At 41.0% G+C, this 24,293-nt stretch carries 23 protein-coding genes and 2 pseudogenes; 21 read left to right on the forward strand and 4 right to left on the reverse strand.

Annotated features, from left to right (window positions below; all coding sequences use genetic code 11):
- Window position 1: 1 nt before the first annotated feature.
- Genes E0698_RS20205 through E0698_RS20220 form a run of 4 tightly spaced genes read left to right on the forward strand, consistent with a single transcriptional unit; the run spans window position 2 to window position 4,510 of the window.
- Window positions 2-1,312: a hypothetical protein gene (locus tag E0698_RS20205; protein ID WP_192512716.1), complete on the forward strand. Its 1,311-nt coding sequence runs from the start codon at window positions 2-4 to the stop codon at window positions 1,310-1,312.
- Entirely contained in the window at window positions 1,306-3,087 is a 1,782-nt protein-coding gene (locus E0698_RS20210) for an SNF2-related protein (protein ID WP_192512717.1), read from the forward strand. Before E0698_RS20205 ends, E0698_RS20210 begins: the two co-directional genes overlap by 7 nt.
- Window positions 3,084-3,947 carry a protein NO VEIN domain-containing protein gene (locus E0698_RS20215; protein ID WP_192512718.1) on the forward strand — a complete coding sequence of 288 codons (864 nt, stop codon included), beginning with the start codon at window positions 3,084-3,086 and terminating at the stop codon, window positions 3,945-3,947. The genes E0698_RS20210 and E0698_RS20215 overlap by 4 nt, the downstream gene beginning before the upstream one ends.
- Window positions 3,948-3,967: 20 nt before the next feature.
- The gene (locus E0698_RS20220; RefSeq protein ID WP_192512719.1) at window positions 3,968-4,510 is read left to right on the forward strand and encodes a BglII/BstYI family type II restriction endonuclease; all 543 of its coding nucleotides are present in this window, start codon (window positions 3,968-3,970) and stop codon (window positions 4,508-4,510) included.
- Window positions 4,511-4,543: 33 nt separating this feature from the next.
- Here the strand turns inward: E0698_RS20220 and E0698_RS20225 are convergent, their stop codons facing one another.
- The gene (locus E0698_RS20225; RefSeq protein WP_202894991.1) at window positions 4,544-5,470 is read right to left on the reverse strand and encodes a DNA-methyltransferase; all 927 of its coding nucleotides are present in this window, start codon (window positions 5,468-5,470) and stop codon (window positions 4,544-4,546) included.
- Between the two features lie 247 nt (window positions 5,471-5,717).
- Between E0698_RS20225 and E0698_RS20230 the strand changes: the two genes are divergently transcribed.
- The 10 genes and pseudogenes from E0698_RS20230 (at window position 5,718) to E0698_RS20275 (ending at window position 17,335) form a co-directional block, all read left to right on the forward strand.
- Window positions 5,718-6,011, forward strand: a complete 294-nt coding sequence (locus tag E0698_RS20230) for a hypothetical protein (RefSeq protein ID WP_192512720.1) — start codon at window positions 5,718-5,720, stop codon at window positions 6,009-6,011.
- Window positions 6,012-6,235: 224 nt separating this feature from the next.
- On the forward strand, window positions 6,236-6,862 hold the full coding sequence (locus tag E0698_RS20235) for a hypothetical protein (protein WP_192512721.1): 627 nt from the start codon (window positions 6,236-6,238) through the stop codon (window positions 6,860-6,862).
- A gap of 288 nt (window positions 6,863-7,150) precedes the next feature.
- Complete coding sequence (locus E0698_RS20240; protein WP_192512722.1) at window positions 7,151-8,572, forward strand: hypothetical protein; 1,422 nt, start codon at window positions 7,151-7,153, stop codon at window positions 8,570-8,572.
- Window positions 8,573-9,378: 806 nt separating this feature from the next.
- Window positions 9,379-10,053, forward strand: a complete 675-nt coding sequence (locus E0698_RS20245; protein WP_192512723.1) for a hypothetical protein — start codon at window positions 9,379-9,381, stop codon at window positions 10,051-10,053.
- Window positions 10,050-11,465, forward strand: coding sequence for a phage baseplate assembly protein V (locus tag E0698_RS20250; protein ID WP_192512724.1), 1,416 nt, complete (start codon window positions 10,050-10,052; stop codon window positions 11,463-11,465). Before E0698_RS20245 ends, E0698_RS20250 begins: the two co-directional genes overlap by 4 nt.
- 76 nt (window positions 11,466-11,541) lie before the next feature.
- Window positions 11,542-12,837, forward strand: a complete 1,296-nt coding sequence (locus tag E0698_RS20255; protein ID WP_192512725.1) for a pentapeptide repeat-containing protein — start codon at window positions 11,542-11,544, stop codon at window positions 12,835-12,837.
- Window positions 12,838-12,851: 14 nt separating this feature from the next.
- Entirely contained in the window at window positions 12,852-13,358 is a 507-nt protein-coding gene (locus tag E0698_RS20260; RefSeq protein WP_192512737.1) for a hypothetical protein, read from the forward strand.
- 15 nt (window positions 13,359-13,373) lie between these two features.
- Window positions 13,374-13,790, forward strand: a complete 417-nt coding sequence (locus E0698_RS20265) for a PAAR-like protein (protein WP_192512726.1) — start codon at window positions 13,374-13,376, stop codon at window positions 13,788-13,790.
- Window positions 13,791-13,877: 87 nt separating this feature from the next.
- Window positions 13,878-14,354: pseudogene (locus E0698_RS20270) on the forward strand (contractile injection system protein, VgrG/Pvc8 family); the annotation flags it as partial.
- A gap of 800 nt (window positions 14,355-15,154) precedes the next feature.
- Entirely contained in the window at window positions 15,155-17,335 is a 2,181-nt protein-coding gene (locus tag E0698_RS20275; RefSeq protein ID WP_192512727.1) for a pectate lyase family protein, read from the forward strand.
- 342 nt (window positions 17,336-17,677) lie between these two features.
- Here E0698_RS20275 and E0698_RS20280 read toward each other — a convergent pair whose 3' ends face one another.
- Together E0698_RS20280 and E0698_RS20285 are read right to left on the reverse strand one after the other, a co-directional pair.
- Window positions 17,678-18,073: a VOC family protein gene (locus E0698_RS20280; protein WP_192512728.1), complete on the reverse strand. Its 396-nt coding sequence runs from the start codon at window positions 18,071-18,073 to the stop codon at window positions 17,678-17,680.
- Window positions 18,074-18,146: 73 nt separating this feature from the next.
- Window positions 18,147-18,416 (reverse strand): hypothetical protein, encoded by a 270-nt coding sequence (locus E0698_RS20285; protein ID WP_238354080.1) that lies wholly within the window; start codon window positions 18,414-18,416, stop codon window positions 18,147-18,149.
- Window positions 18,417-18,502: 86 nt separating this feature from the next.
- On the opposite strand from E0698_RS20285, the gene E0698_RS20290 reads away from it, so the two are divergent.
- Complete coding sequence (locus E0698_RS20290; protein ID WP_134911621.1) at window positions 18,503-18,730, forward strand: DUF896 domain-containing protein; 228 nt, start codon at window positions 18,503-18,505, stop codon at window positions 18,728-18,730.
- A gap of 67 nt (window positions 18,731-18,797) precedes the next feature.
- A complete protein-coding gene (locus E0698_RS20295; protein WP_134911620.1) occupies window positions 18,798-19,196 on the forward strand; it encodes a DoxX family protein in 399 nt (132 codons plus the stop codon).
- A gap of 90 nt (window positions 19,197-19,286) precedes the next feature.
- On the opposite strand, the gene E0698_RS20300 is transcribed toward E0698_RS20295, so the two are convergent.
- Window positions 19,287-20,513, reverse strand: a complete 1,227-nt coding sequence (locus E0698_RS20300; RefSeq protein ID WP_134911619.1) for an MFS transporter — start codon at window positions 20,511-20,513, stop codon at window positions 19,287-19,289.
- 231 nt (window positions 20,514-20,744) lie between these two features.
- On the opposite strand from E0698_RS20300, the gene E0698_RS20305 reads away from it, so the two are divergent.
- The 5 genes and pseudogenes from E0698_RS20305 (at window position 20,745) to E0698_RS20325 (ending at window position 24,290) form a co-directional block, all read left to right on the forward strand.
- On the forward strand, window positions 20,745-21,323 hold the full coding sequence (locus E0698_RS20305; protein WP_134911618.1) for a TetR/AcrR family transcriptional regulator: 579 nt from the start codon (window positions 20,745-20,747) through the stop codon (window positions 21,321-21,323).
- A pseudogene (locus E0698_RS20310) lies at window positions 21,319-21,606 on the forward strand (aldo/keto reductase); the annotation flags it as partial. The gene E0698_RS20305 and the pseudogene E0698_RS20310, both read left to right, overlap by 5 nt.
- A gap of 181 nt (window positions 21,607-21,787) precedes the next feature.
- Window positions 21,788-22,444 (forward strand): PspA/IM30 family protein, encoded by a 657-nt coding sequence (locus E0698_RS20315; RefSeq protein ID WP_192512729.1) that lies wholly within the window; start codon window positions 21,788-21,790, stop codon window positions 22,442-22,444.
- A gap of 26 nt (window positions 22,445-22,470) precedes the next feature.
- Complete coding sequence (locus tag E0698_RS20320; RefSeq protein ID WP_192512730.1) at window positions 22,471-23,502, forward strand: TFIIB-type zinc ribbon-containing protein; 1,032 nt, start codon at window positions 22,471-22,473, stop codon at window positions 23,500-23,502.
- Entirely contained in the window at window positions 23,502-24,290 is a 789-nt protein-coding gene (locus E0698_RS20325) for a TPM domain-containing protein (protein WP_192512731.1), read from the forward strand. Before E0698_RS20320 ends, E0698_RS20325 begins: the two co-directional genes overlap by 1 nt.
- Window positions 24,291-24,293 lie beyond the last annotated feature (3 nt).

Raw genomic sequence — 24,293 nt, forward strand, 5'->3', positions numbered from 1 at the left:
AATGAGTACAACAACAATGATTTTAGGATATCCATATCCAAAAAGAAAAGAAATTCTAAAAGGATTTCATGAGGCTAACTTTAAATATCGTAGACCATTAAAGTTTAGAAATGATGTTAACTTATTCAATGTTTATGAAGTTTCAATTGAAATGCCAAAATATAGATTAGCTAATGGAAGAACTCAGGCAGCTCAAGAAGAGTTTTTAGCTGGTCATAGGGAGAATCCCAAGAACTTCTTTGAAATAGATTTAGAGTCAGATGAGAAGCACCGCATTCAGCACGATATCTTGAAATCATTGTTAAAAGACAAGTCTATTGATTTAATTGAATATTTTAAAACGGCTAAGCAAGAAGAGCCAATTATCATTGATGACGATGGTTTTGTAATCAACGGAAATAGACGTCTTTGTGCATTGAGAGAATTATACTACTCAAATCCTGAGAAATATGTACGCTTCAAAAGTATAGATGTGCTACTGTTGCCTCCTTGTGAAGAAATAGACAAAGATGAGCTGGAAGCCAATCTACAAATTAAACAGGACATAAAGGCAGACTACAGTTGGATTTCCCAAGCTTGTATGTTTCGGAAGAGACAACGTGATTATAGCTATACAGATAAAGAACTAGCAAGCTTATACGATAAGAAGGAGTCTGAAGTTAGAGAATTGCTCGATATGTTAGGTTACGCGGACGAATATCTAGAAAGCCGAAATATGGACAAACGATATGATGAAGTAGAGAAGAAGCAGTTTGGATTTAAACAAATCAGAAAATTTAATGAAGAAAACAAACAAAGTGACATTTCAGAAAAAGATATATTTAAAAATGTGACCTATTTCATGCTAGATGAAAATGCTGATGAATTAGGGTTGGGGAGATTATATTCAGTCATTAATGATCTGAATAAATATTTTGACTATATAGAAGAGGCATTAATAAAAGAGCTCCCGTTAGATAACTATGAGATTGATGAACAATATGATGAACAGTTAAATCTTTTTGAGAGCATTGCTGATGAGTCTGATGAAAAGAAAATTTTGAAGAAACTGGCGATGGCTGTGAATGATCAGCAGAACAGAGAAGACATTGTCGATACTGTAAAAGATGTAATCGAAAAACGGCGTATTCTTGAAAATGATGATAAGAGTGCTAAATTTGTAATAAAACAAATCGGAAAAGCCCAGTCTTTTTTGTTAGATGCACTTAATCATTTTGATGAAGAGACAGAACTAGAAGGTATAACAGAACAATTAGAATCGGTCAGTCGTTTGATTCAGCAACTGAGGGGGAAGGTTGAACAGCTGTGTTAAGTATAAAATACAAAGAAGAATGTCAACAGGTAGAATTATCAGTTGATGATGTTTCCTTTGCCTGGATAGAAATAAGGAGAATATGTCAAGAAACGTCAAAAGAAATAGAAGTCACGTCAAACTCTATTGTAATTCCATGGTGGGAATTTTTGTCGTTGAAAGATAATCTGAGATTTATATTCAGTAAATATAAAGTTAAATTAAACATAGACGAACAAGCCCAAAACATACTGAAAAAGTCCTTAGGAAAGCAGAATGCCTACTCTGCGGGAAGCAGTATGCTCCCAATAGATAAGGATAGTATTATTTCTACACTTGAATCCGAGGGCTTTTCTCGTCCATTAACTGAGCATCAAATCGAAAATCTTACAAAGTTATGTAAGTTCTCGTCAGCTGCAAGTTTTTCAGTTCCTGGGGCGGGGAAAACCACTGAAGCACTTGCCTACTACTTCTTCAAGAAAAATAGTAAATCGAAACTATTCATAGTAGCGCCGAAAAATGCTTTTGCTGCTTGGGAACAGCAGTTGGCTCTTTGCGTTGACAATCCACCAAAAATTTTTCGTCTCCGTGGTGGTTATCAGCATATTAAAGAGTTATTAAAAAAAGAACCAGAAGTTATGATGATAACTTATCAACAACTACCCGGGGTTTTGGATTTGATCGGAAAATATTTAAGCAAAAATGAGTTTTTTATGTTTGTAGATGAAAGTCATCGAATGAAAAGAGGTAACAAGGGTAAGATAGGGAGCTCCATTCTTAATCTATCTCATCTACCTGAGAATAAGTTGATTTTATCAGGTACCCCTATGCCCAATACTATTGATGATCTTATCCCTCAATTTAACTTTTTGTACCCTGAAATAAATGTGCAGGAGAAAAATGTTGTTGATTTAATACAACCTATTTATGTACGAACAACGAAGGAGCAATTAAATTTACCAAAAAAGAAAATATCAATAGTACAAATTCCAATGACTTCACGACAAAGAAGGTTATATGAACTTTTAAGATCAGAAACAGCTCGAGAAGCCGAAACCCTTTTAAAAGCTCGCGATCGTATTGCGTTGCGTGCAATAGGAAGAAGCGTGTTAAGACTTATTCAATTAACATCCAATCCTGCATTGTTAGCCAAAACTAGCTTTAGTTATCATGAGATATTAAGAGATGTTCTTTCAGAAGGAGACAGTCCTAAGGTAAGATATGTTTGTGAAAGAGCAAGAAAACTAGCCAGCGAGAATAATAAAGTGTTAATATGGTCAAGTTTTGTTGAAAATGTTGAGCTTATAGCATTAAGATTGAGTGATTTAGGTGCAGATTTTATACATGGTGGAGTGGACTCAGGAGAAGAAGAAGATTCTGATACAAGAGAATATAAAATTAACCAATTTCACAAAGATCCAAATGCTCGAATTCTTGTGGCAAATCCTGCTGCAGCAAGTGAAGGAATAAGTCTTCATGAGGCATGTAATCATGCTATTTATTTGGACAGAAATTATAATGCAGCGCAATTTTTGCAATCAATGGATAGAATTCATAGATATGGATCTAAAAAGGAAGCGGAAATTGAGATTGTAACATGTGCAGATACCATTGATGAATCTGTGGACAGAAGATTAAATCAGAAAATAAATTTAATGGCTGAAGTCTTAAATGATCCTTCATTGAAAATCGAAGTTGAGTATTCAGATGAAGAGTATGGTGAAGATGGTCTTAACGAGCAGGATATTGATGACTTGCTTAACCATTTACAAGGGAAAGAGGTAGAAAGTAAATGAGCTTTTCAGTTGGGATTCTTTATTCTTCACAATCTTTTCTAGAATTAGTAAAAGAAAATGAACTTAATGGAGCTGATTTTCCTGGTATATTCACAAAATATGTTGTCGCGGATTCAAGAGCTGTTTTAAACACTACTCTTGAGTGCAAATGGGTTATTCTCAAAGAAAATAATCTTTTGAAAGTAACAGCAAAAGGAGATTTAATATTAAATGCAATGCATCCTTATGAAAAATTAAGAATTCAAATAGCCGATATAATTGAAGTTACCAAACCTTCTTGGGCTCCACTTATTGGTTATGGTCGTTCGGAAGCGGTTAAATATTTTTCTGAAGAGGTGCTCCAATGCTTTAAAGAAGCGTACTTGTTAGAAGGATATGAACAGAAAGTAATTGAGTGGTGGGACAAACTAGCCATTATTTCAAGAGGATTATTTGAAGATGTGAGGTTGGAAGTTGGAAGAAAAGGAGAAACGCTTTCTAGGCAGTATGAAAAACTCAGAATAGGAGTGGATCCCATTTGGCAGGCAATTGAATCGAATTTTAGTGGATATGACTTGTTATCGCAAATTGATGAGGAAAATAGTGAAAAGCTAAAAATCGAAGTTAAGGCAACTACTTCTAAAACAGAAAATATATCTATTACAATTACTAAATTAGAATGGAATGTGGCAAAAACATCAGAAAGAAATTATATTTTTCATATTTGGACATTTTATCCTAAACGAGAGCTGTTTATTCTTACTCAGAAAGAAATGAGTACGCATATTCCAATTAATCAGGGGAATGGGGTATGGGAATCTGTAGAGATTATTTTTAGTCGAGAGCATTTAAAACAATATAAAAGTACTGACATATTTTAAAGGGATAACAGGAGGAAATAATGCCTAAAATTATAATTGCTGATGAGTATGAACACATGAGAGGAAAAACAATATTAAAAGCAGCATACCCAGAACTATTTGAGGAAATTTTATGGGTGCTTCAGAACACGAATATCCCAATGCCAAGTAAAACTAGTCGAGAAAAAACAAAATCAGAGGCTTTGGTTTTTTCTGGTAAGGATTTTAATAAACCCTTATCAGCTTCTTTTAAAACTAAGGATTGGAAAAAAAGAAAAATAAGGTTTACAAAGGAACATCGTTATGGAATTGAGGTTGATTTTACAAAGGGTTTAGTTGGTATTGAAGTCCAATTTGGAAAGTACTCTTTTGTTCATCATGATTTCAACAAGTTCCTCTATTTATTTAAAAACAGAGAAAATCCAATAGATGTAGGAGTTGAGATAGTCCCGGTGAAAAATCTTCAAAAACAGTTTTATACTGGACCTGCTTCCTTTGAATCAGTAATTGCTTCTTTGAAAAGTCTTCAAAGAAATGATCCGCCTGTTCCTCTTTGGATAATAGGAATTGATCTGGAAGATTAAAATCGGCTACTGCACGAGCAATAGCCGGAGAATTTATTTAGTAAAAGGATTAGTAGTTAATGAAGTACCAGCAGGTGGAGTATAAACAGGTTTATCTTCCCTGATTTTAAGTAAACCGGCTGCAGCTGAAGAGACTCTATCGACAGCAATATTATAATATTTTAAGTTTGTCTCACAGCCAGCAGTACGGCGATTGTTTAGTAACGCTGATGCTTGAGTACTAGCAACACCCATAAAAGGATCAAACACAAGATCATTTTCATTACTCATTGATTGAACAAGCCGATTCACAAGAGCAATTGGAAATTGACATGGATGTTCAGTTTTTTCAATGTGGTTACTATTTACATTAGGAATTTCCCAGACGTCAGAGGGGTTTTTTCCTAAGGGGTTACTGGAATAATTTCCTTGTTTTTCTCCCTTATAAGCCTTCTTACCCGGATATTTCTGTGGGACTCTAACAGGGTCTAGATTAAAAATATAGTCATCTGTTTTTGTAAACCACATAATGGTTTCGTATCGCCCTGAGAATCTACTAGAAGCATGAAGGCCATGTCCAAAGTGCCATATAATTCGGTTTCTTAATTGCATACCTCTTGATTTGAAAGAGTGGTACAAATAAATGTCTAGAGGGTAAATTTCATTCTTATTTTTTTTCTCCACGTAATTACCAACTTGCCAACATATACTGCCAGACGGTTTAAGTTTCCTAATACACAAGTCAATAACACTATCTTGCCATTGCAAATACTCTCCAAAAGGTTGAATACTTTCATACGCTTTTCCTACATTATATGGTGGAGAGGTTACAATCAACTGAATACTTTCATCAGGCATGGATTCTAAAAACTGTAAGCAATCACCCTGGTATAAGGTAACGCGGTTTTGTTCGGAAAATTTTTGAGGATAAGTATTATCAAAAGTCTCTCTTATAATGAAAGGATTCATTTTCACAGACATGTTACACCTCCGGTTGAATGCTATTGTGATATTTATACTAGTGTAATAAAATAATATACCACAGAATTCTAGGCAAATAAATGTATATAAAAGGAACTCAAAGAACCATTTCTGATTATAATGGTTATTGTACTACATATTTTATAAAAGATCTATCTAAAATTGTGAAGATTAATCTTGAAGATAGAGTGAGATTTTATTGAATTGCAGAAAAAACACAATTTCTATTTAGCATTTTATTGAGGGGATGAAAATATGTTTAACGAAACAAGATTTAGGCAGATTAATTATTGAAGGCCTTAAGAGTAAAAATAGAAAGGCTTCTGTTTTGGATATTAGTAAATTTATATGGTGGAATTACGGGGATCAGCTTAGAGTATCTGGAGATTTGTTCTTTATGTGGCAATACGATTACAGATGGCAGGCAACAGAATTAAGAAAGAAAGGAATACTCAAGGCTTCAGAAAAGAGTAGACCTTGGGAATTGAATATGGAATATTTTTTAGTCAATAATGTGAATTATTATATTATTTTATATTAATAGGTAATTCCCTTTTTTGGTGGACTGTTTAAAAGCTACTTTCCTATCTAGGGGCGCAAGAAATTTCGCACTATAAATAATACAGTGACCTAAGATTTATCTTGACCTCAGCAACTATTTCAAATAGACTGAGCAGAACGCCTCGTTCGTAAAAATTAAACTTTATCTATGTCCCTTCAACAGTTCATTAGTTAGCTCATTGTAATGTTAAGGGGGTAAGCCCTATGAAGGAAGATCTAATAAGTAGAATTAATGGGCAAGAATTCAGTGATAGGTGGGATAAGTTCCCTAAAAGAATATTGCTTGATACTAATATTATTCAGATTACTTATAACTTTGGGGATTATATATATGATGTCGGTAATTTATCAGATGAAATATTTTCAAGTAGATCGGGAAAACGGGTTTTAAAATCACAACGACTCCATAGCGAGGTTGTTTGCTTACGTGAATTATTTAGAGGTATCGATAGAACAAATATTGAATTTGCGGTATCGAGATCTGTACACAGAGAAGTAGAAGCTAAGAACGATAGTTTGATGCTTAGTTGGTTTTTAGAATGGGCGGATTATTTTGATGGCTTTTTAGCACAATATGAGAAGCCTCCATGGTCAGGAAAAGGTAAAGAGGCGGCCTTACAAGCTGCGAATGATAAAACAATCCTGAGTAATCTATCTGAAAAAGATCGTAGAATCTTTTTGGATTGTTTGGAATTAGAATGTAATGCGATATTAACTTATGACAAATATCGTAATACTCAAGATTGGATGTATAAGAATTACGGCATAATGATTTTATATCCCTCAGATTTATGGAGATTTATGAAAGAGTTTGGATATTTATGGTATTAGCCCACTTGCTAGAGGAGAATTTTTAAGCAGCTATTCCAAATAACCTCAACATCACACTCCGCCGAATTGTGGATTTGCCGTGCCACGGTTCAGTTTTATGAACCCTTGTCCACACAAAACCACAATTATTAATGAAGTATAGGGGTTCGACATTGTTTAGTGACAATGAGAAAAACATCAGGTCAAAATGTTATATTAAAAACTTGACCTGACGTTTTTTCTATTTTTTGCGGTATATTGGACAAAATGCTGATTGAACCAGTAGGCCAAGTTATGGGGGAGGTTAAAATGAGTAATAAACGTAAACAACTTAAGCAGCGATGTATAGACGTAATGAATCAAAATGAATGGATCAATCCACTATTCGACAAATCAGCTTCAATTTACATAGAAGCAAGGGATGAGTTTTTAGAACAAGAGAATACATTTTATACAACTGAAGCAATGGAAAGAGCCACATTCCAACATTCTTATCATGGATTTCTTTTCTCCCTTCTTGAGGATACCCATCGTTATACTTACTTAGCTACATGTGAAATTTACTTATATGAAGAACGATTAACTCAAAAGAATGATAGCAATTTTTTTAGTTCACGATATTTTCTTTCTAATGCATCACATCACATAATAGGTGTATGGGAAAGGACTCTTCGATTATCCGGATTGATTTACGGATATGACTTTAACAAAGGCTCTTGGAAATACAGCCAAATATATAGAGCCTTAAAGAAGGATGAGGTATTTGTAAACAGTAAAGTGTTTGGATTACTTAAGAATTTAGTGGAGAACAATCATTTATTTGCGATTGAAGCTCTGCGTTTAGGCAATGATCACGAACTTTCTGTCCATGTAAAATTTGAAAAGGATGATGATCTGCAACAATTAGCAGAATCATGTTTCATTAACGTAAAAGCATTATATGAGGTTATTCATTTCTTTGTAGAGCGTTTCCAAAAGGAATGTTTTGTTCGCGTTCAATCAATTGATTTGGCCCGGTTTAGATGGAGTATTCCTTTAAATAGTGCGAAAATTGAAGAGCTTATTCCTAAAGAATTGACAGGTGAGTTATACACTCGGTTAGAAAATTCTTTTCAATCTCTTTCCAGTCTGATCCTTGATATCACTGGGTTAGGGCCGATCGCTGCACCATATCTTAGACAACTCGATGATAAATCGAAGTATATTCTCCGACATACTGATCCTATTTTTAGATTACAGGAGGCTACAAATTCCCTGCGTTTTGCGTACAATTTAATGGGGAGAGCGAAAGAGACAGACCAAGATTTACATGAAGTAACGGTATGTTTTAAAAATATGGACTATACGTATTTTATCGAGGCTGCCATAACTCGTATTTATTCTGTATATGATAAAGTGGCAGTTCTTTTACATCAGCATACTGGTTTAGGTGAAATAAGCACCTTTGAGCAATTTATACGGCACTACTCTGATCAGTCTGGTAACAATCCTGAATTGTTATCTCATGCATTAGTTATATATGAAACAGAAGAATACAAAGATTTACACCAGCTTCGACAGGATAATTTTCACCATATTGTAAAAGAGAATTATATTCATCATGTGGATGGTGAATGGAGTCATGCTAATAACATGATTAATGCGAGCAAGAATATTGAGATTTTGTTCCCATTATTAACGGAAATGTTTGATATCTTAAAAGCGAAACTGTTATCGATCGAGGGTCTATAAGAAAGTTTATTATAGTTTTTCTGACTTTAAACAGAAATGTTATGAATTGGCCTTCAAATTTTAGTGGTTAATGAAAGAAGTAGGCTTGTGGGTCTCGTCTAGGCCACCTCCCCAAACAACCTAACCATCATAGTCCGCCGAATTGTGGATTTGCCGTGCCATGGTTCGCCTCCATCTAAAAAACCCGCTCACTGAGCGGGTTTTTGCTTTTTATAGAGTTAGATTGTAGACCAAATGTAGACATGAAATTTTTAAGGGTCAAATTGTACTTGGACTTGTAGACATTATGTCTACAAGCTCGGCTTATAAATTTTATGTACTGCATACAACTGAATGGTATTGATTTTTCATTTGCATAAGTTAAATTTGAAGGGGAATAGAGCAGGTAGAAAGAATGCTTGGCAAGCAGGTTGACATGGAATTTGCTCCATTTCTATAGAAAAATAGCGACGGTACCGACGTTGGCGTAGAATGACGCTTTCGTCGGCACCGTCGTTTTTTTAGGTTCAAAGGGGGTGATTATTTGCCCTTATAAAGAAAAGGAGCATCTGGTGTGTGCTCTACATGATGATGTCTTTCTTGGCTAAGACGGATTTAGTTTGATCGTTAGTCCGTTCCTATTCATCCTCTTTTCCATATTAATTTCAGAAATATACATTGAAAATAACGCATGTGATGGTTCTTTCTGTAAACATAATCTCTATTCTGGCCGATACATACATAAGATGGGCTATTGTTAAATATCCCCTCTTACTTTTGTGTTTTGAAGTAAACTCTCATCTTTTCAAGAAGAAGGGACTACCTCTATGAACGATATGGACGAGCATATCCTAAGTCTCAAAAATAAGCTTAATCATGATGTAGCATCTAATAACGTAAATACGAATCGATCTCAAGCTGATGTACCCGATCAGGACAACTCCGCTGCTGAACAAAATAGGGTGCTGCGGATGGGTGATGAGCTGATCCCGTTGGAATGGAAAACGATTTTGGATGGACAAATGGCGGTTAGCATCCCCAAATTTTTTAGCCTGATGCCACTGGAGCAAGCCCGATTTAAATATCCTTTGGAACATCGTCCGCAGATCATTTATACCTCTTTGGACGGCGCGGTGAACATCACCTTTAATCCGACAGAGTCGGCTTTGGAGGTGGACGAGCTTCCCGAGTTTGTAGAACAAATGGCGGATGTTTTGCGGTCTGTACAACCGATTCGTAACTGGATCGGTACGGAAATGATCGTGAATCCTTCCGGGCTGTCCATTGGGATGATCCGTTTTGTGGCAGCAGGTGTGGATGTTAATCTGTACAACGAAATGCTGCTATTTATCCATGAGGGACAGGTGACGATGGGTACGTTTAACTGTATAGAATCGGACATGGAAGCGTGGTTGCCTGTGGCAGGAAATACAGTGCAATCGCTCCATATTGTTCCGTTTCCTTCGAATTCCACATTTGAGAAAGGGGTGGCTTTCCTATGAGCCTCGGTTACGATCAAATTCAAATCTATCCATATGTCATGGTCGATCTGGAGCAGCTTACCCTCACGAAAAAAATCAACGAGCATACCCGACTCTATTTTACAGGAATCATCTCCGAGGATATGCAGGACAGCTATGTGGAAACGACGGAAAAGAACACCGTCATCCAGGTGAGCCAGCGGGATGAATCGGGCGAAAGTAAGCCGCTGTTCAGCGGGATTGCCTTATCGGTCGAAATAAAGGTCGTGCGGGACGTGTACTATCTGGAGGTGGAGGCGATTTCCCATACCTACCGGATGGATATCCGGCAGCGTACCCGTTCTTTTCAATATACGAAAATGACCATTCCTCAGATGCTGGAGCAGATTGGCAAGGACTACGAAGGGCTGGATGTGATTGATGGAGCGACAGGTGGAGAGCAAATCGGAAGGCTGGCCATCCAGTATCAGGAGACGGACTGGGCGTTCTTGAGACGCATGGCCTCCCGGTATCATACGAGCCTGATGCCTGTGGCTCGTTTTGACAGTCCAAAATTTTATTTTGGCATTGAGGATAGTCCTGCACAGGTGGTGCTGGATCATACTCGTTATACCGTGCGCAAGCAGATGCTGCCTTTCCGTTATTTTCAGGAAAATGAGCAGGCGAAGGTGACAGAAAATGACTTTATTTTCTATGAGGTAGAAACGGACGAGGTGCTGGACTTGGGAGCTCAGATGACCTTTCAGGGACACAGCTTATATGTAATGGAGGCCTATACCGAAATGAGGCAAGGGCTGCTGCGGCATCAATATGTGCTTGCCTCGTACAAAGGCTTACGGCAAAAAAGCTACTATCAGGAAAAGCTGGCGGGAGCCTCGTTAAGCGGTGTGGTTGTGGACGTGCGTCAGGATCAGGTGCGAATCCATCTGGATTGCGATGAGAAGCAGGATGTAGATAAGGCGCATTGGTTCAACTATTCGACGGTGTATAGTGCGGGAGGTCACACAGGCTGGTACGTCATGCCGGAAAAAGGAGACCCCGTATCGCTGTATTTTCCGGGCAGTCGTGAAGAAGATGGGATTGCGGGGAGTGCGGTCCGACGTGCAGGCAGAGGGAGCGGACACAACAAGTTCTCCAATCCGCAAATGAAAATATGGCGAACGCCTCATGGCAAGGAGATTCGTTTGGGGGCGGATGAGCTGGTCGTGACGGGCAAGGACGGCGCTATTTTTATCAAGCTGGACGACAAGGAAGGCATTCATATCGTGAGCAGTAAGCAGGTAAGCATCTCGGCGGGTGGCAATCTGAGCCTGTCGGCAGGGAAAACGATGAGTTTGTCCGCAGGTAGTGAGCTGCGTATGGATTGCAACGGTAGTCATATTCAATTGAGCGGCTCAGCGGACATGAAGGGCAGTGAAGTGAAGTCGAATTAGGCTGTGGTGTGGCGGCTGAATGGTGGCAACATGATGATATGAAATATGAAGAGTTTTAGGTGGTGGATGAAAGCAGATGGAGAAGCCCATAGATGAGCTGGACACGCAGCAACAACAAGCCATCTTGAAACAGGCGTGGTTTCTGATCCGTAGAGACTGGGCGCTGAAGTTCAAGGCGACGCAAGAACCACGGATTCAAGCGTGTGTCGAAGCGTTCCGAGGATACTGTCAGAAGATTCGCCAAGAGCAGCAGGAAGGAAGAAAAGGAAAGATCGGTTATATCACGTACTCCATGCTACGTACCACATGGTTGGAGGAGAGGCCTGTTTATCTTGTGGAGGCAGCGAACGCTTTATGGGTACTTGATCCTGAACCGATCCGATTTGAATGGGATACAAATTGGACATATTCCTATTGGACCGATTTGCAGCAAAAATTGCGAAGGGAGGTAGAGAAGCAGCAGGTTTCTCTACCGGAGCTTGGATGGGAGCAGGTCATGCTGGAGGCAGCGGTACATATTCATGTGCTCGTTGTGAATATGATGCGTTTGGTGATAAAAAAGGCCATGTGCTTACCGGAGTTTCAAAAGCTGGAGCGGGAAGAGACGTTCGAGATACGTGTGGGGGAATATATGGACCACACTGTATCGGTGTATAAAGAAGATCGTAGAGTCATGGAGGCGAACGAAATCCGGTCGTGGCTGGAGGAACAAGAAGAGCATGCCTACAGCTATCAGGCGTTGGAGGGCATCCAGCTATCGGACGGGGATTATAGCCAGTTGGATTTTCGGTATACGGCCTTTCGTCAGATCGAGATAGAACACAGTCGCTTGCATGGCTGCGTTTTGGTCGGAACGATCTGGCAGGAAAGCCAGCTCCAAGGCACCGACTTCACCTATAGCTTGCTTCATGGAGCCGATTTTAGCGGATGTTCCATGAGAGGGGCAATATTGGATGCTGTTATGGGCAACGCCGGATATGGCTTGGATGCTTCTTTAGATTGGGAGCCATTGGGGTTTGCTGGGGTAGATTTCACAGGGACGAGCTTGCAAGGAGCTCATTTTCAAGATGCACAGCTGCGAGGAGCTGTATTTCAAGAGGCGTTACTACAAAGAGCGTTCTTGAACGGGGCGGATCTAACGGATGCCTGCTTTGCTGGAGCCGATGTGTCAGGTGCTTCCTTTGAGGGAGCTTGTTTGATCCGGGCCGATTTTACAGGTGCAAATGTGCAAGGGGTCATTTTTACCGATGAACAGCGCAGGGAGGCCATTGGATTGGAATGTGTATCCCCTGAGGTATCCCATTCGTGGGAAGAGCCTTCTACATTTTCACAGGCGAGAGATGGCGTTAGGAAAAGGGGGTGGTTGCATTGAGATATTTCCGACTGATGGTAGACGAGCGGGTAAAACATCGGGTAGAACCTGCTGCGCTCTCTCCCTTGCAAGTGGAGGCCATCCTGTCGAATACCCCGATGAAGGAACCACAGGATGCTCCTCTTTTTTTAGATGTACATACTGATCAACGAACGATATACCCAGATTTTTTGGAATTTCCAATGCCGCTGGTGTCGGATCGTCTGAAAGTATTATTGGAGAAATATATGCCAGGACTGGAATGGGAAGCGGCCATCCTTACCGATTTTCAGCAAGCTAGACAGGACGTGTACTGGATGCTTCGTCCGCCGATAGTGGATTGCGTGTCCGCACAAACGGAGTGGTATCCCAATGATGTGTTGAAGCATTTGGTGCTCAAACAGGGGGATATCCCATCGCCTGTTTTTCGGATTGCGGGACTGATCGAACCCCATATCTATATCCATCTGTCGGTGGCAGAAAGTCTGCTGCGTCGATCTTTTACAGGCATTCGAGTACAACGAATCGAGATGGAGCACTAAGGAGGATGGAGCAAGGTGGAAGAAGCCCAAGTGAAACCGGGAACCGGTGCGAAAAAGAGCTATGTCGTGGCAGGAGCGATTTTAAGCTGTAGTAATGGCACGCAGCCTACGCGTTTGAAACGGCCTTTTAGCCATGGGGTCTACGTGAAAAACAAGGCACAAATGAACATTGGAGATTATGTACCGGGTGTGAACATCCAGTCTTTTGGGAACTGCTCCAGTCTATTAAACCCGGCTGTGCAAGCCAGTGACATGGTGGACATCTATGGTGTGAAGAAAGCCCCGTGTGTTCCTGTCCTGACCATGCCGTGGCTGAACGGGAAAAGTGACGTGAAGATCGAGGGGCAGCCCGCCTTGACACAGAACTGCACCCATCAGTGTCTGTATTGTGGTCATATCCGAATTGAAAATGACGGGCAGGAGCTAGATTAATGGCCTGCTCTTTGACTTGTTTCATGACGCCATATTTCGGATACTCCCTCGCAATTTTATGTTGTCGGAAAGGAGAACTGAAAGGACTTGAGCGTATTGCAAAACGGAATCGGGTATGAAAGTCTACGTTTCTACGGTTCTTTTCAGCCTCAACATATAGAAAAGCTTCAAATGACAAGAGCCATCAACGATCACGCATATTTGATGGTGAGCGGCATGCTGTCGGAAGAACAGGGAGCCGCGTGTATGGGGCAGAACATGGAGGAGGAACCGATTGTCATCCGCCAATTGGATGAGCAGGGACAATCGCTAAGACGATTGTTCCATGGGATTGTTACGCGTATGTCGGTGCATTGCATACGGGGCGTATATACCTTTGAACTGGAGGCGGCTTCGCATTCGTATCAGATGGATATCAAGCTAAAAAAGCGGTCCTATCAGGATATTCATCGTACCTATGATGATCTGGTCACAACGATGGTTCGAAAATACCAGTATGGAGATGCCATTGATACCGTCACGAACTATGCTAAACTGGACACTTTTGTTTTACAACATGAGGAGAGACGAGAAGTGGATTACGGAAAACGGAGGGCAATCCTTGCTGGAGCGTCTAGGAGTTTGGGAGCAACTCAAAGTTGTGCCTGTCAGTGATCCCTTGATGTTAGCGGTCAATCCTTCTCCTCATTGATTTTTGGCTACGGCCGAAAAATTGTAGGAAATCTGGGGATGCTCCGTTTACAGTACCCTGTTCAAGGCGCGGAGCATGAACTTTATTATTTTGGTGATCTCGACTTGGAGGGCATATTAACGTGCAGGCGGATCGCTTCCATCTTTAGTTCCTCTGAATACGTCTTGAACTGTTGACCTTTTATCGCCATGAAAAATGCACTGGTTAGTGGCAAGTTTTCCGTCCATAGGGATATTTATAAAATTAATTTTCAGTAAAAATAATCCAGGAAATATTTTGGATCATATGATATAATTTACAACGTCGAAAGAAAGGGAATATTGACGAATTAGTTCGAAATTATGGGGAAGAGTCTTAATAATACTAATTTCTCCCCTTGAAGATTATTGATAGACGCTGTAGTTTGAATGTAAGTCTCATTAGTTTGACTCATGCATTGTGATATTTTTCTCATTATAAAATTTGTATACATGTTTCATTGATTTGTATTACTTTGTTGCGCGTACAGAATGGACGAATGCATTTTTGGCAGGTCTGGCATCATGCTTATGAATCGAATCCATACCATGCACCATTAATATGATTACACGGGGGAGGTGAATCGAGAAACTTGACGACTTTTTGATAACGGTTCAATGGTGTATGCAACAAATCAAACTTGGGAGGATTGGAAATGAAAAAGAGGATTACAAATGTAATGGGTATTGTTTTATTGTTTTCTCTTGCAATATCTTTAATAACAGGAGGATTGCAAAATACTACAGCTTATGCTGCCAGTCTTTCGATCATCGACGATGGAGGCTGGAATGAAACTGCGTATGTAGAATGGTCACCTGAAAGCAATGCGGAGGGGTATAATGTATATGTTAAACCTGTAAATGCGCCAGATTCTTACTACCAACAAATTGATAGCGAATTGATCCGAAAATACCCTTCCTATTGGAGAGCTGATGCCGTAGGTCTTGCAGTTGGAGATTATGTAATGAAAGTTGAAGCCAGGCTACCAGGCGGTTCAACGGTAAGTGCCGTTTCAAATAAGCTATCCGTAGCGTCATATGATAGATCTGGATTTGCTTTCTCATCAAAATCGCTATATGGCACAGGCTCGGGTGCTTATAATGAAGACGGAACACTTAAGAATGGTGCCCAAGTTCTTTATGTAACATCCGAGACTGTACAAACAGTGACCCTCAATGTGAAAATCAATAGCTCAGGTCGTGTTCAAACAGGTGTTGGTCTAGGCGAGATTTTGGCATTAAGACAAAAAGGCTATGATACAGCACCACTTGCAATCAGATTTATTGGAAAAGTTACAGAAGATGATATGAGAGGACAACTTAATAGCAGTGGATATCTTCAAGTAAAAGGCAAAAAAAATTATTCGGAAATGAATATGACGGTTGAAGGCATCGGAGACGATGCTTATGCTTACGGATGGGGAATGCTTCTTAGATATGTCGGAAATGTGGAAGTGAGAAACCTGGGTCTGATGTTGTTCCCTGATGACGGTATTTCAATGGATACAGGAAATGCCAATGTTTGGGTGCATAATAATGATATATTCTATGGATCTGCAGGAGGAGATGCTGACCAAGCAAAGGGAGATGGTTCCACAGACGTTAAAAATGGATCGACGTATATTACAATCTCTTATAATCACTACTGGGATTCAGGAAAATCGGCTCTGGTCGGCTTAAGTGAATCGTCAGAATTCTTTGCCACCCTCCACCATAACTGGTTTGATCATTCAGACTCCCGTCATCCACGTATAAGAGTGGCATCTGTTCATGTATATAATAACTTCTTTGATGGAATCTCAAAATATGGTGTCGGTGCTACAATGGGAGCTTCAGCCTTTGTAGAATCTAATTATTTTAGACATGCTAAATATCCAATGTTGAGTTCTTTGCAAGGTACGGATGTTTTAGGGGAAGGTACATTTTCAGGCGAAAACGGAGGTGTGATTAAGGCCTACAACAATAGTATAGTTGATGCTGCCAGTCTGATTTATGCAAACTCCAATAACGGGACAGCTCCGGCAAATGAAAACTCATTTGATGCGTACTTAGCTTCGTCGAGAAATGAAATCGTACCAAGCTCATACAAAGCATTAAAAGGAGGAACAGCTTATAACAACTTTGATACAAGCGTCGATATTGGAGTAAATGGTGCTGACATTGATAACGTAAGCGATGTTGAACAAATTGTTACTGCAAAAGCTGGACGCCTGAATAACGGAGACTTTACATGGAAATTTGATAATTCCGTTGATGACACGTCGTATGCACTCAATTCAGCTCTAATGGCTAAAATAAGAAGCTACACAACTCAACTTGTATCTGTAGGGGGTAATTCAGTCTCACCGGAACCAACACCGGGGCCAACGCCGGAACCAACACCAGGGCCAACGCCGGAACCAACGCCGGAACCAACACCAGGGCCAACGCCGGAACCAACACCGGAGCCGACACCAGAACCAACCCCAGAACCAACACCGACTCCTGTTCCGGTACCAACACCCGGAGAACAAGTTCATAACTTTACCATAGCTGGAACCAACAACGACTTCTTTGATATTAAAGGGAATCTTTCGGCAAACAAGGGAACTGTGGAGTATAATGGTGTGACTCTAACTCAATGCTTAAAAATCGAGAACTCAACCAGTATTGGGTTTACTATTACGGAAGCTTCAACATTAACATTAGTGTTTAATTCAGCAGACGGAACAAAAATCAAGGTTGATGGAACCGATTATCCAATGACTGATGGTATTGTCAGCGTATCACTTGCTCCTGGCGCACATACCATTACAAAAGATAATCCTACAAATCTTTATTACATGGAATTGGAATAGATTATCTGATGAGTTTTGGCTTGTTATGATAAAAAAAGGTAGCCAACTGTACTGCGGGACTACCCCCCATTGATGAGACAGGGATCAAAACACACTCAAGTTTAAGTGACCAGTTGCCGGAATTGAACCGGCGACTGGTTTATTTAGTTTTGTTTGAATGTGAATTGATCTGCACACGTTTATGATGGATTCTGTGCCTTGACTTGCTCTAAGTCTGATGAATGCTCAGGTCCTTTTCCGTAGCTGTATTGTTTACTAACAGGCTGCTCTATCGCATCTTGAACGAACATATAAAAGCCCGACCGTGTGAGGTGGTGCTTTTGTCTATGCGATTGTATAACTCTATTTTGCATGCTCATCTGGCTGATGAATACCAAAAATATTCCCTTCTGTGTCCATGTAATACCCTTGCCATGCCATTCCAGGCAGTGCATGCTTTGGCAGTGCAAGTTTGCCTCCAAGATTAAGAATTTTTGCTTCAGTAGAATCGTAATCTTCCACTCCCATAGTACATGCATAACCATTCATAGCCTGGCCGGGTTGGGGGGAAGCACCTTGACGTTGCATCAAGGCTCCGTTGATTCCGGGTTCATTTGCATCGCCTGTCACAGCTCCAAAATAAGGCGTTCCAGCATAATCACTCCAATCCTCAAATGTCCATCCAAATACCTCGCCATAAAACTTCTTGGCACGTTTCATGTCATCTACATGAATTTCGAAATGAACTAGTCGGCCCATGATTTCCTCCTATGTTTTGACTTCCTACATTTTTCTATTATTATACTTTCCTATTTCGCTAAATATATAAAATTCAATTGAAAATTTTTCGTGACTTAGGTGAGATGAAAAGTGTGACTACTTGTAGCTTAAAGATGACTTCTACGTGTTTCTTGTAGACGATCACCTTTTCTACATAGCTGTCGATGAACTTCTTGATCTCAGGAAGGTTGCGGCTGGTGATGTGGCCCTGAAAGCCAGAAAGCAGTTGTCGCAGAGCATCCTCTGTGATGGCTGCTTTTTCTTTTATCTCTGGAAGCAACCCAAGGGTTGATCTTCTTTTCTTTTGAATAAGTATTGACACGGATAGAAAAGTATTATATCTTTATATCAAGATAAATAAATTAAAGATATAACCGATCAAAAAATTTTAAATATGGAGGTATAGATATGATTACAATTTTAAAAAGAATTAATCAGCTTGCAAAAAAAGAAAAAGAAGTCGGGTTAACTGAAATTGAAAAAATTGAACAAACTGATCTTCGCAAAGAATACCTTCAAATATTTCGGGGTTCTATAAAAAGCATTCTCCTGAATGCTACTATTTATGATCCGCATGGAGACGATATTACTCCTGAAAAACTAAAAAAAGAACAGGCTCAAATAGTACAGCAATGAACTTAGTTCTATCTAATATCTTTAATTAAATAATCTTAAAATAAATATGATATGGAGAGTGATTTTTATGTTGGCAAGTGGATTGTTACTGGTACGTTTGGTGGTTGGATTGTTGTTGGTCGGGCACGGAGCTCAGAAACTTTTTGGCTGGTTTGGCGGCTATGGTCCAAAAGGTACTGGCGGTTGGATGGAATCGGTCGGAATTAAACCGGGAGTATTCATGGCCGTGTCCGCTGGGTTGATGGAATTGCTGGGAGGAGTCCTATTTGCTTTGGGACTACTCACTCCATTGGCTGCATTGTTCATTACGGTGACTATGCTCGGGGCGATTTTCAAAGTACATGGCCAAAACGGAATTTGGGCAACAGCTAATGGCTATGAATATCCGCTAGTTCTGATTGCAGTCGTAGTCGGTATCGCATTGACAGGGGCAGGCTCATATTCCATCGATGCAATACTTAAATAAAAGTTATGAACCTTTAGAACACAACATCCCCTATTCGTCGTGTGTATCTCTAACTACTTAGACGAATAGGGGTAATTTTTTGTTGTATGGTTATTCCGCCGAAGGTTTCTTTTGTACGTCTCCACTCGTTTCTTTCTCAGTGAAAAAGTAAAGCAAAGCTAGCAACGGCAGCGCGACTCCAATGAGAGCACTGAAATTCCAACCTCCTTGCGCATAAGACCAACCGCCTAATGATGATCCAATGGCACCGCCTACGAAAAAAATAGACATGAAGAGTCCGTTCAGACGCCCCCTCGCTTCACTTCCCAAGGAGTAAATCACACGCTGCCCAAGTACAAGATTTCCCGATACGGCCATATCCAGTGTAATCGCTGAAACAAAGAGTAGTACGAGAGCTACGGTTGAATGGTTTTGAAAAAGATAGATTAGCAAAAAAGACAAGGCGGCAATGATCATGGCAAGCCCGGTTAAGAATTTACTCCAGCCTTTATCAGCCAATCTCCCGGCAATTGGAGCTGCTACTGCGCCGCCCACGCCTACTAAAGCAAACAATGCAATACCTTGCTGGGACATTCCGAAATCATCTGCCAATCGTAGAGGAACAACAGTCCAAAATAGGCTAAAGGCTCCAAATAGACAGGCTTGATATAGGGCACGGCGGCGCAATACGGGCGTTTGTTTTAAAAGAGTGCCTAGAGAGAAAATTAATTTGCCGTAAGATACCGTAGGCGCAGGCTTACGTTCAGGAAGAGCACGCGAGAGCAGAACCGTCAACAGCGTCACAACAATTGCTGACAAAATAAATACGGCCTGCCACCCCCAGATGCTGGTTATAAAGCTTGCCACCGGTCGTGCGAACATAATTCCTAGCAACAGTCCGCTCATTACATTCCCAACAACCCGGCCTCGCTGCTCTTCAGACGCTAAATAGGTGGCATACGGCACTAGAATTTGGGCTACCACAGATCCGATTCCAATGAACAGAGATGCGGTCAGGAACAACGACGCATTGGGGGCGAATGCGGCTGCGAGCAATGCAACGACTGTAATGATTAGCGATACGACCATGAGGCGTCGATTTTCAATAATGTCACTGAGCGGTACGATAAACAGCAATCCTACGACATAACCGATTTGAGTTAATGTGACAATGAAGCCCGCTGCTGTGGAAGAAAGGCCCATAGCAACATGGATCGGCCCTACCAGGGTTTGAGCATAATAAAGGTTGGCAACGATCAGGCCGCATGCGGCTGCCAACAGAAACATCATCCCATTTGAAATACGGTTACTTCCTATTGCTTGTTGTTCTCTTTGCATGATAATCCTCCTTATGATTGTTTGGTGATTGTGCAACAACACTTCTTCAATTCAATGCTACCGGAAAATAAATACTGAACGTATAGTTCATTAATTTGATAATCAAATAATATACTGAACGTTTGGTTTTGTAAATAGGTAAATTCGTTTTATTTTTACTTGTCATTTGATATACTGAACGTACAGTTTATTTTTATAGTTATTTATACCTATCAGGAAGGTGGCATTCCAGTGCAGAGTAAAAGAGGACGCCCGCGTAATGTCGAGACGCAAAAGTCTATCCTTAACGCTTCATATGATTTACTATTGGAGCATGGCTTTGGAGCGGTAACGGTAGAAAAAATTGCTGAACGAGCTAAAGTTAGCAAAGCGACCATTTATAAATGGTGGCCTAACAAGGCTGCTGTGGTGATGGACGGCTTTCTGTCAGCTACCATAGCGAGATTGCCTGTGCCGGACACGGGTTGTGTATTAGATGATATTCTCATTCATGCCACGAATTTAGTACGGTTCTTAATAAGTCGAGAGGGTAAAATCATTACGGAGTTAATAGGTGAAGGGCAGCTTGATTCAGGATTATCGGAGGCATACCGGACCCGATATTTTCATCCTCGGCGGCTCGAGGCCAGGCTCCTTTTGGAGCGGGGGATGGAGCGCGGGGAATTGAAGAAAAATCTCGATATTGAATTAAGTATAGATCTCATTTACGGACCGATTTTTTATCGATTGCTGGTAACCGGTTATCCATTAGACGATTCCTATGTGCAACAATTAGTCATGAATGCGTTCGAAGGAATTCGCTCGGACTGAATCGCGGAGTCCTCTGGGCCGTGGTCATAGCATGCTGGAGAATGAAGAGATTGGAAAAATTGCTGCCGCCCATAGCAAAACCATTACACAAACGATTTTACGTTGGCATATCCAACTGGGCGCGATCCCAATCCCTAAGGCCTCTTCTTTAAAGCACCAAACTGAGAATTTGGAGATTTTTGATTTTGAGTTGTCGGAAGAGGAAATGAATGTGATTTCGGCGTTCAGCAGTGAGGACGGACGGATATGGGGGCAGGACCCCAAAACCTATGAAGAATTATAAAGCGGAAGGATAGACTCCTCTCCATTTGATGAGCCCACTCAGCGAGCGGGCTTTTTATGTTTCATGAGTTAGATTGTAGATGGATTGTAGGTCAAACACTCAAATGTCAGGGAAATGAACCCTTTTTTCTAGATTTGATGTATTATATGGTGGAATGTAATCTTTTCGAAGGGAGACCATGATGGGGATTCTGTCGAGATTTAGGGATATTATGAAAATGAATGTTAACGCCTTATTGGATAAGGTGGAGGATCCGGAGAAGACGATTGATAATTATATGCGGAACCTGAACATCGACCTGGGCAGGGTGAAGGCGGAGACAGCTTCAGTGTTGGCGGATGAGCGAAGAGCGAAAAGAGCTTTGGATGAATGCAGAGCCGAGATCAAAAAGCTTCAGAATTATGCTATGAAGGCAGTGGAAGCTGGCAATGACGAGAACGCTCGAAAGTTTCTGGAGAGAAAGGCAACGCAGGTGGAGAAACTGGAACAATTCGAAACCGCTTATGACTTGGCTTCATCAAACGCCGAAAATATGAAACAAATGCAGAATAAACTGGTGTCCGATATGGACCAATTGGAAGCACGGCGCATCAAGCTAAAAGGGAAAATGGCGGTTGCCAAAGTACAGCAATCATTGAACGCCATGGGCGGCCAGGATTCCGTATTCGAAGCTATGGAAGAGAAGGTTAACAGGGCATATGATGAAGCAATGGCTATAGCCGAGCTTAGAGCAGGGACGCAGGACGATCTGGATGATTTATTCGCACAATATGAGAAAAGCACGAACGCAGAAGATGAATTGGCTGCGATCAAAGAAAAACTGAAAGATCAGAAATAACAGTTCTTTATGATAGAGGTGAGCAGATGCCGGTTATCGAATATAAATGCCCAAACTGCGGCAGTGGCATGGTCTTTGACAGTGAAACAGGAATGTTATCCTGTCACAGTTGCGGAAAAAAGGACAATATCGAGTATTTTCCAGATCCTCTGACGAATCATGTTTTTCTAGAAGACGAGGCTCAGGAGTACCATTGTACCAGCTGCGGAGCAGTTATTATGACCGAAGTAGAGACAAGTGCGACGGTTTGCAGCTTTTGCGGATCAGCGGTTGTGCTCGGCGAACGACTGACCGGGGAGTTGGCTCCGGCGCAGGTCATTCCTTTTTCGATCAGTAAGGAAGAAGCAATACAAGCATTCCGAAAATGGTGCAAGAATGGTCGTCTGACGCCGAATCGATTCATGACAGCAGATCGAATCAAGGGAATCACCGGGATGTATGTGCCCTTCTGGTTATATGATCTACATAATAAAATTGAGGTACATGGTCAGGGTACCAAGGTAAGAACCTATACGAGCGGCGACTATGAGTATACGGAAACACAGCATTTTGATGTATACCGGAAAATCCGTCTGAATTATGTAAAGGTTCCGATTGATGCCGCGGAGAAAATGAATGACGAGCTGATGGATAAATTGGAGCCTTTTCCTTACGAACAGCTAAAAAGCTTTAAAACCCCGTATCTCGCCGGCTACATTGCGGAGAAATACAGTTATAATGACGAGGAGCTCTTCCCGCGAGTAAAAGAAAAAGTGAAGGAATATATTGATGCTTATATTCAGTCTGCGGTGTCAGAATACACGGCCGTGAACTACACGGAAAAGCAAATTGATACTACATTAAAACAAGCAGATTATGTCCTGCTTCCGGTATGGGTAATACACTATGACTACAATAGATTGGAGCATACGTTTGCCATGAACGGTCAGACAGGCAAGGTAGTCGGCAAGCCTCCGATTAGCAAGGTCAAAGTGACTGCCTGGTTTGCAGGCATTTTTGGTGTCTCTTTCCTTTCATTGAAGCTAATCACTTGGATGATCATGGGGGGGATATTTTAATGAAAAGGGTTGGAGCGATCCTGGCAATCTTGGTTTTCTTTGCTGCTTTTCTAGCCGTTCCCATGGAAGTGAAGGGCGAAGCGGCTACAACGGAATGGAAGTCATTGATTTATGATGAAGCGGGTCTGCTTAATCAGACAGAGTATGATGAGCTGAACACGATGGCTAATCAATACGGGGCCGAAAGAGAGACGGATATTATTATTTTTACCTCCAGTAACCCCGACAATATGGATGTTATGAAAATGACGCAGGACTTTTATGATGATCATGGACCTGGATATGACAGGTCTCATGGAAATGCGGTCATTTTAACGATGGATATGAGAAATAGAGAGATTTATTTGGCCGGATTTTACAAAGCGGAGCGGTATCTGGATGACGACAGACTGGATAAAATACGTGACGAGATTAGTCCGTATCTGACGAGCGGTAACTATGAGCTTGCATTCCAAAAATATATTTTAAGTGCACACAGGTATTTGGGAATCCGGCCAGGGGTGAACCCGGACAGTATATTTTATAGTATTGCGTTTCAATTGGTGGTTTCACTGGTATTGGCGGGGATTATCGTGGGCAAGATGGTTTCCAATTCCGGCGGCCGTGTTACGGTAAATCGGCAGACCTACGAGGATGCAAGCACTTCAGGGATTTTGGCTCATCGGGATCAATACCTCCACACAACAACAACGAAACGGAAGATTGAAAAGAGCAGCAGTAGCGGCTCAAGCGGGGGCGGAACCACCAGTGGCGGTCATTCGCATAGCGGCAGCAGAGGTTCATTTTAACTG

The sequence above is a fragment of the Paenibacillus sp. 23TSA30-6 genome (genome assembly GCF_014858585.1).
Taxonomy (GTDB): domain Bacteria; phylum Bacillota; class Bacilli; order Paenibacillales; family Paenibacillaceae; genus Paenibacillus.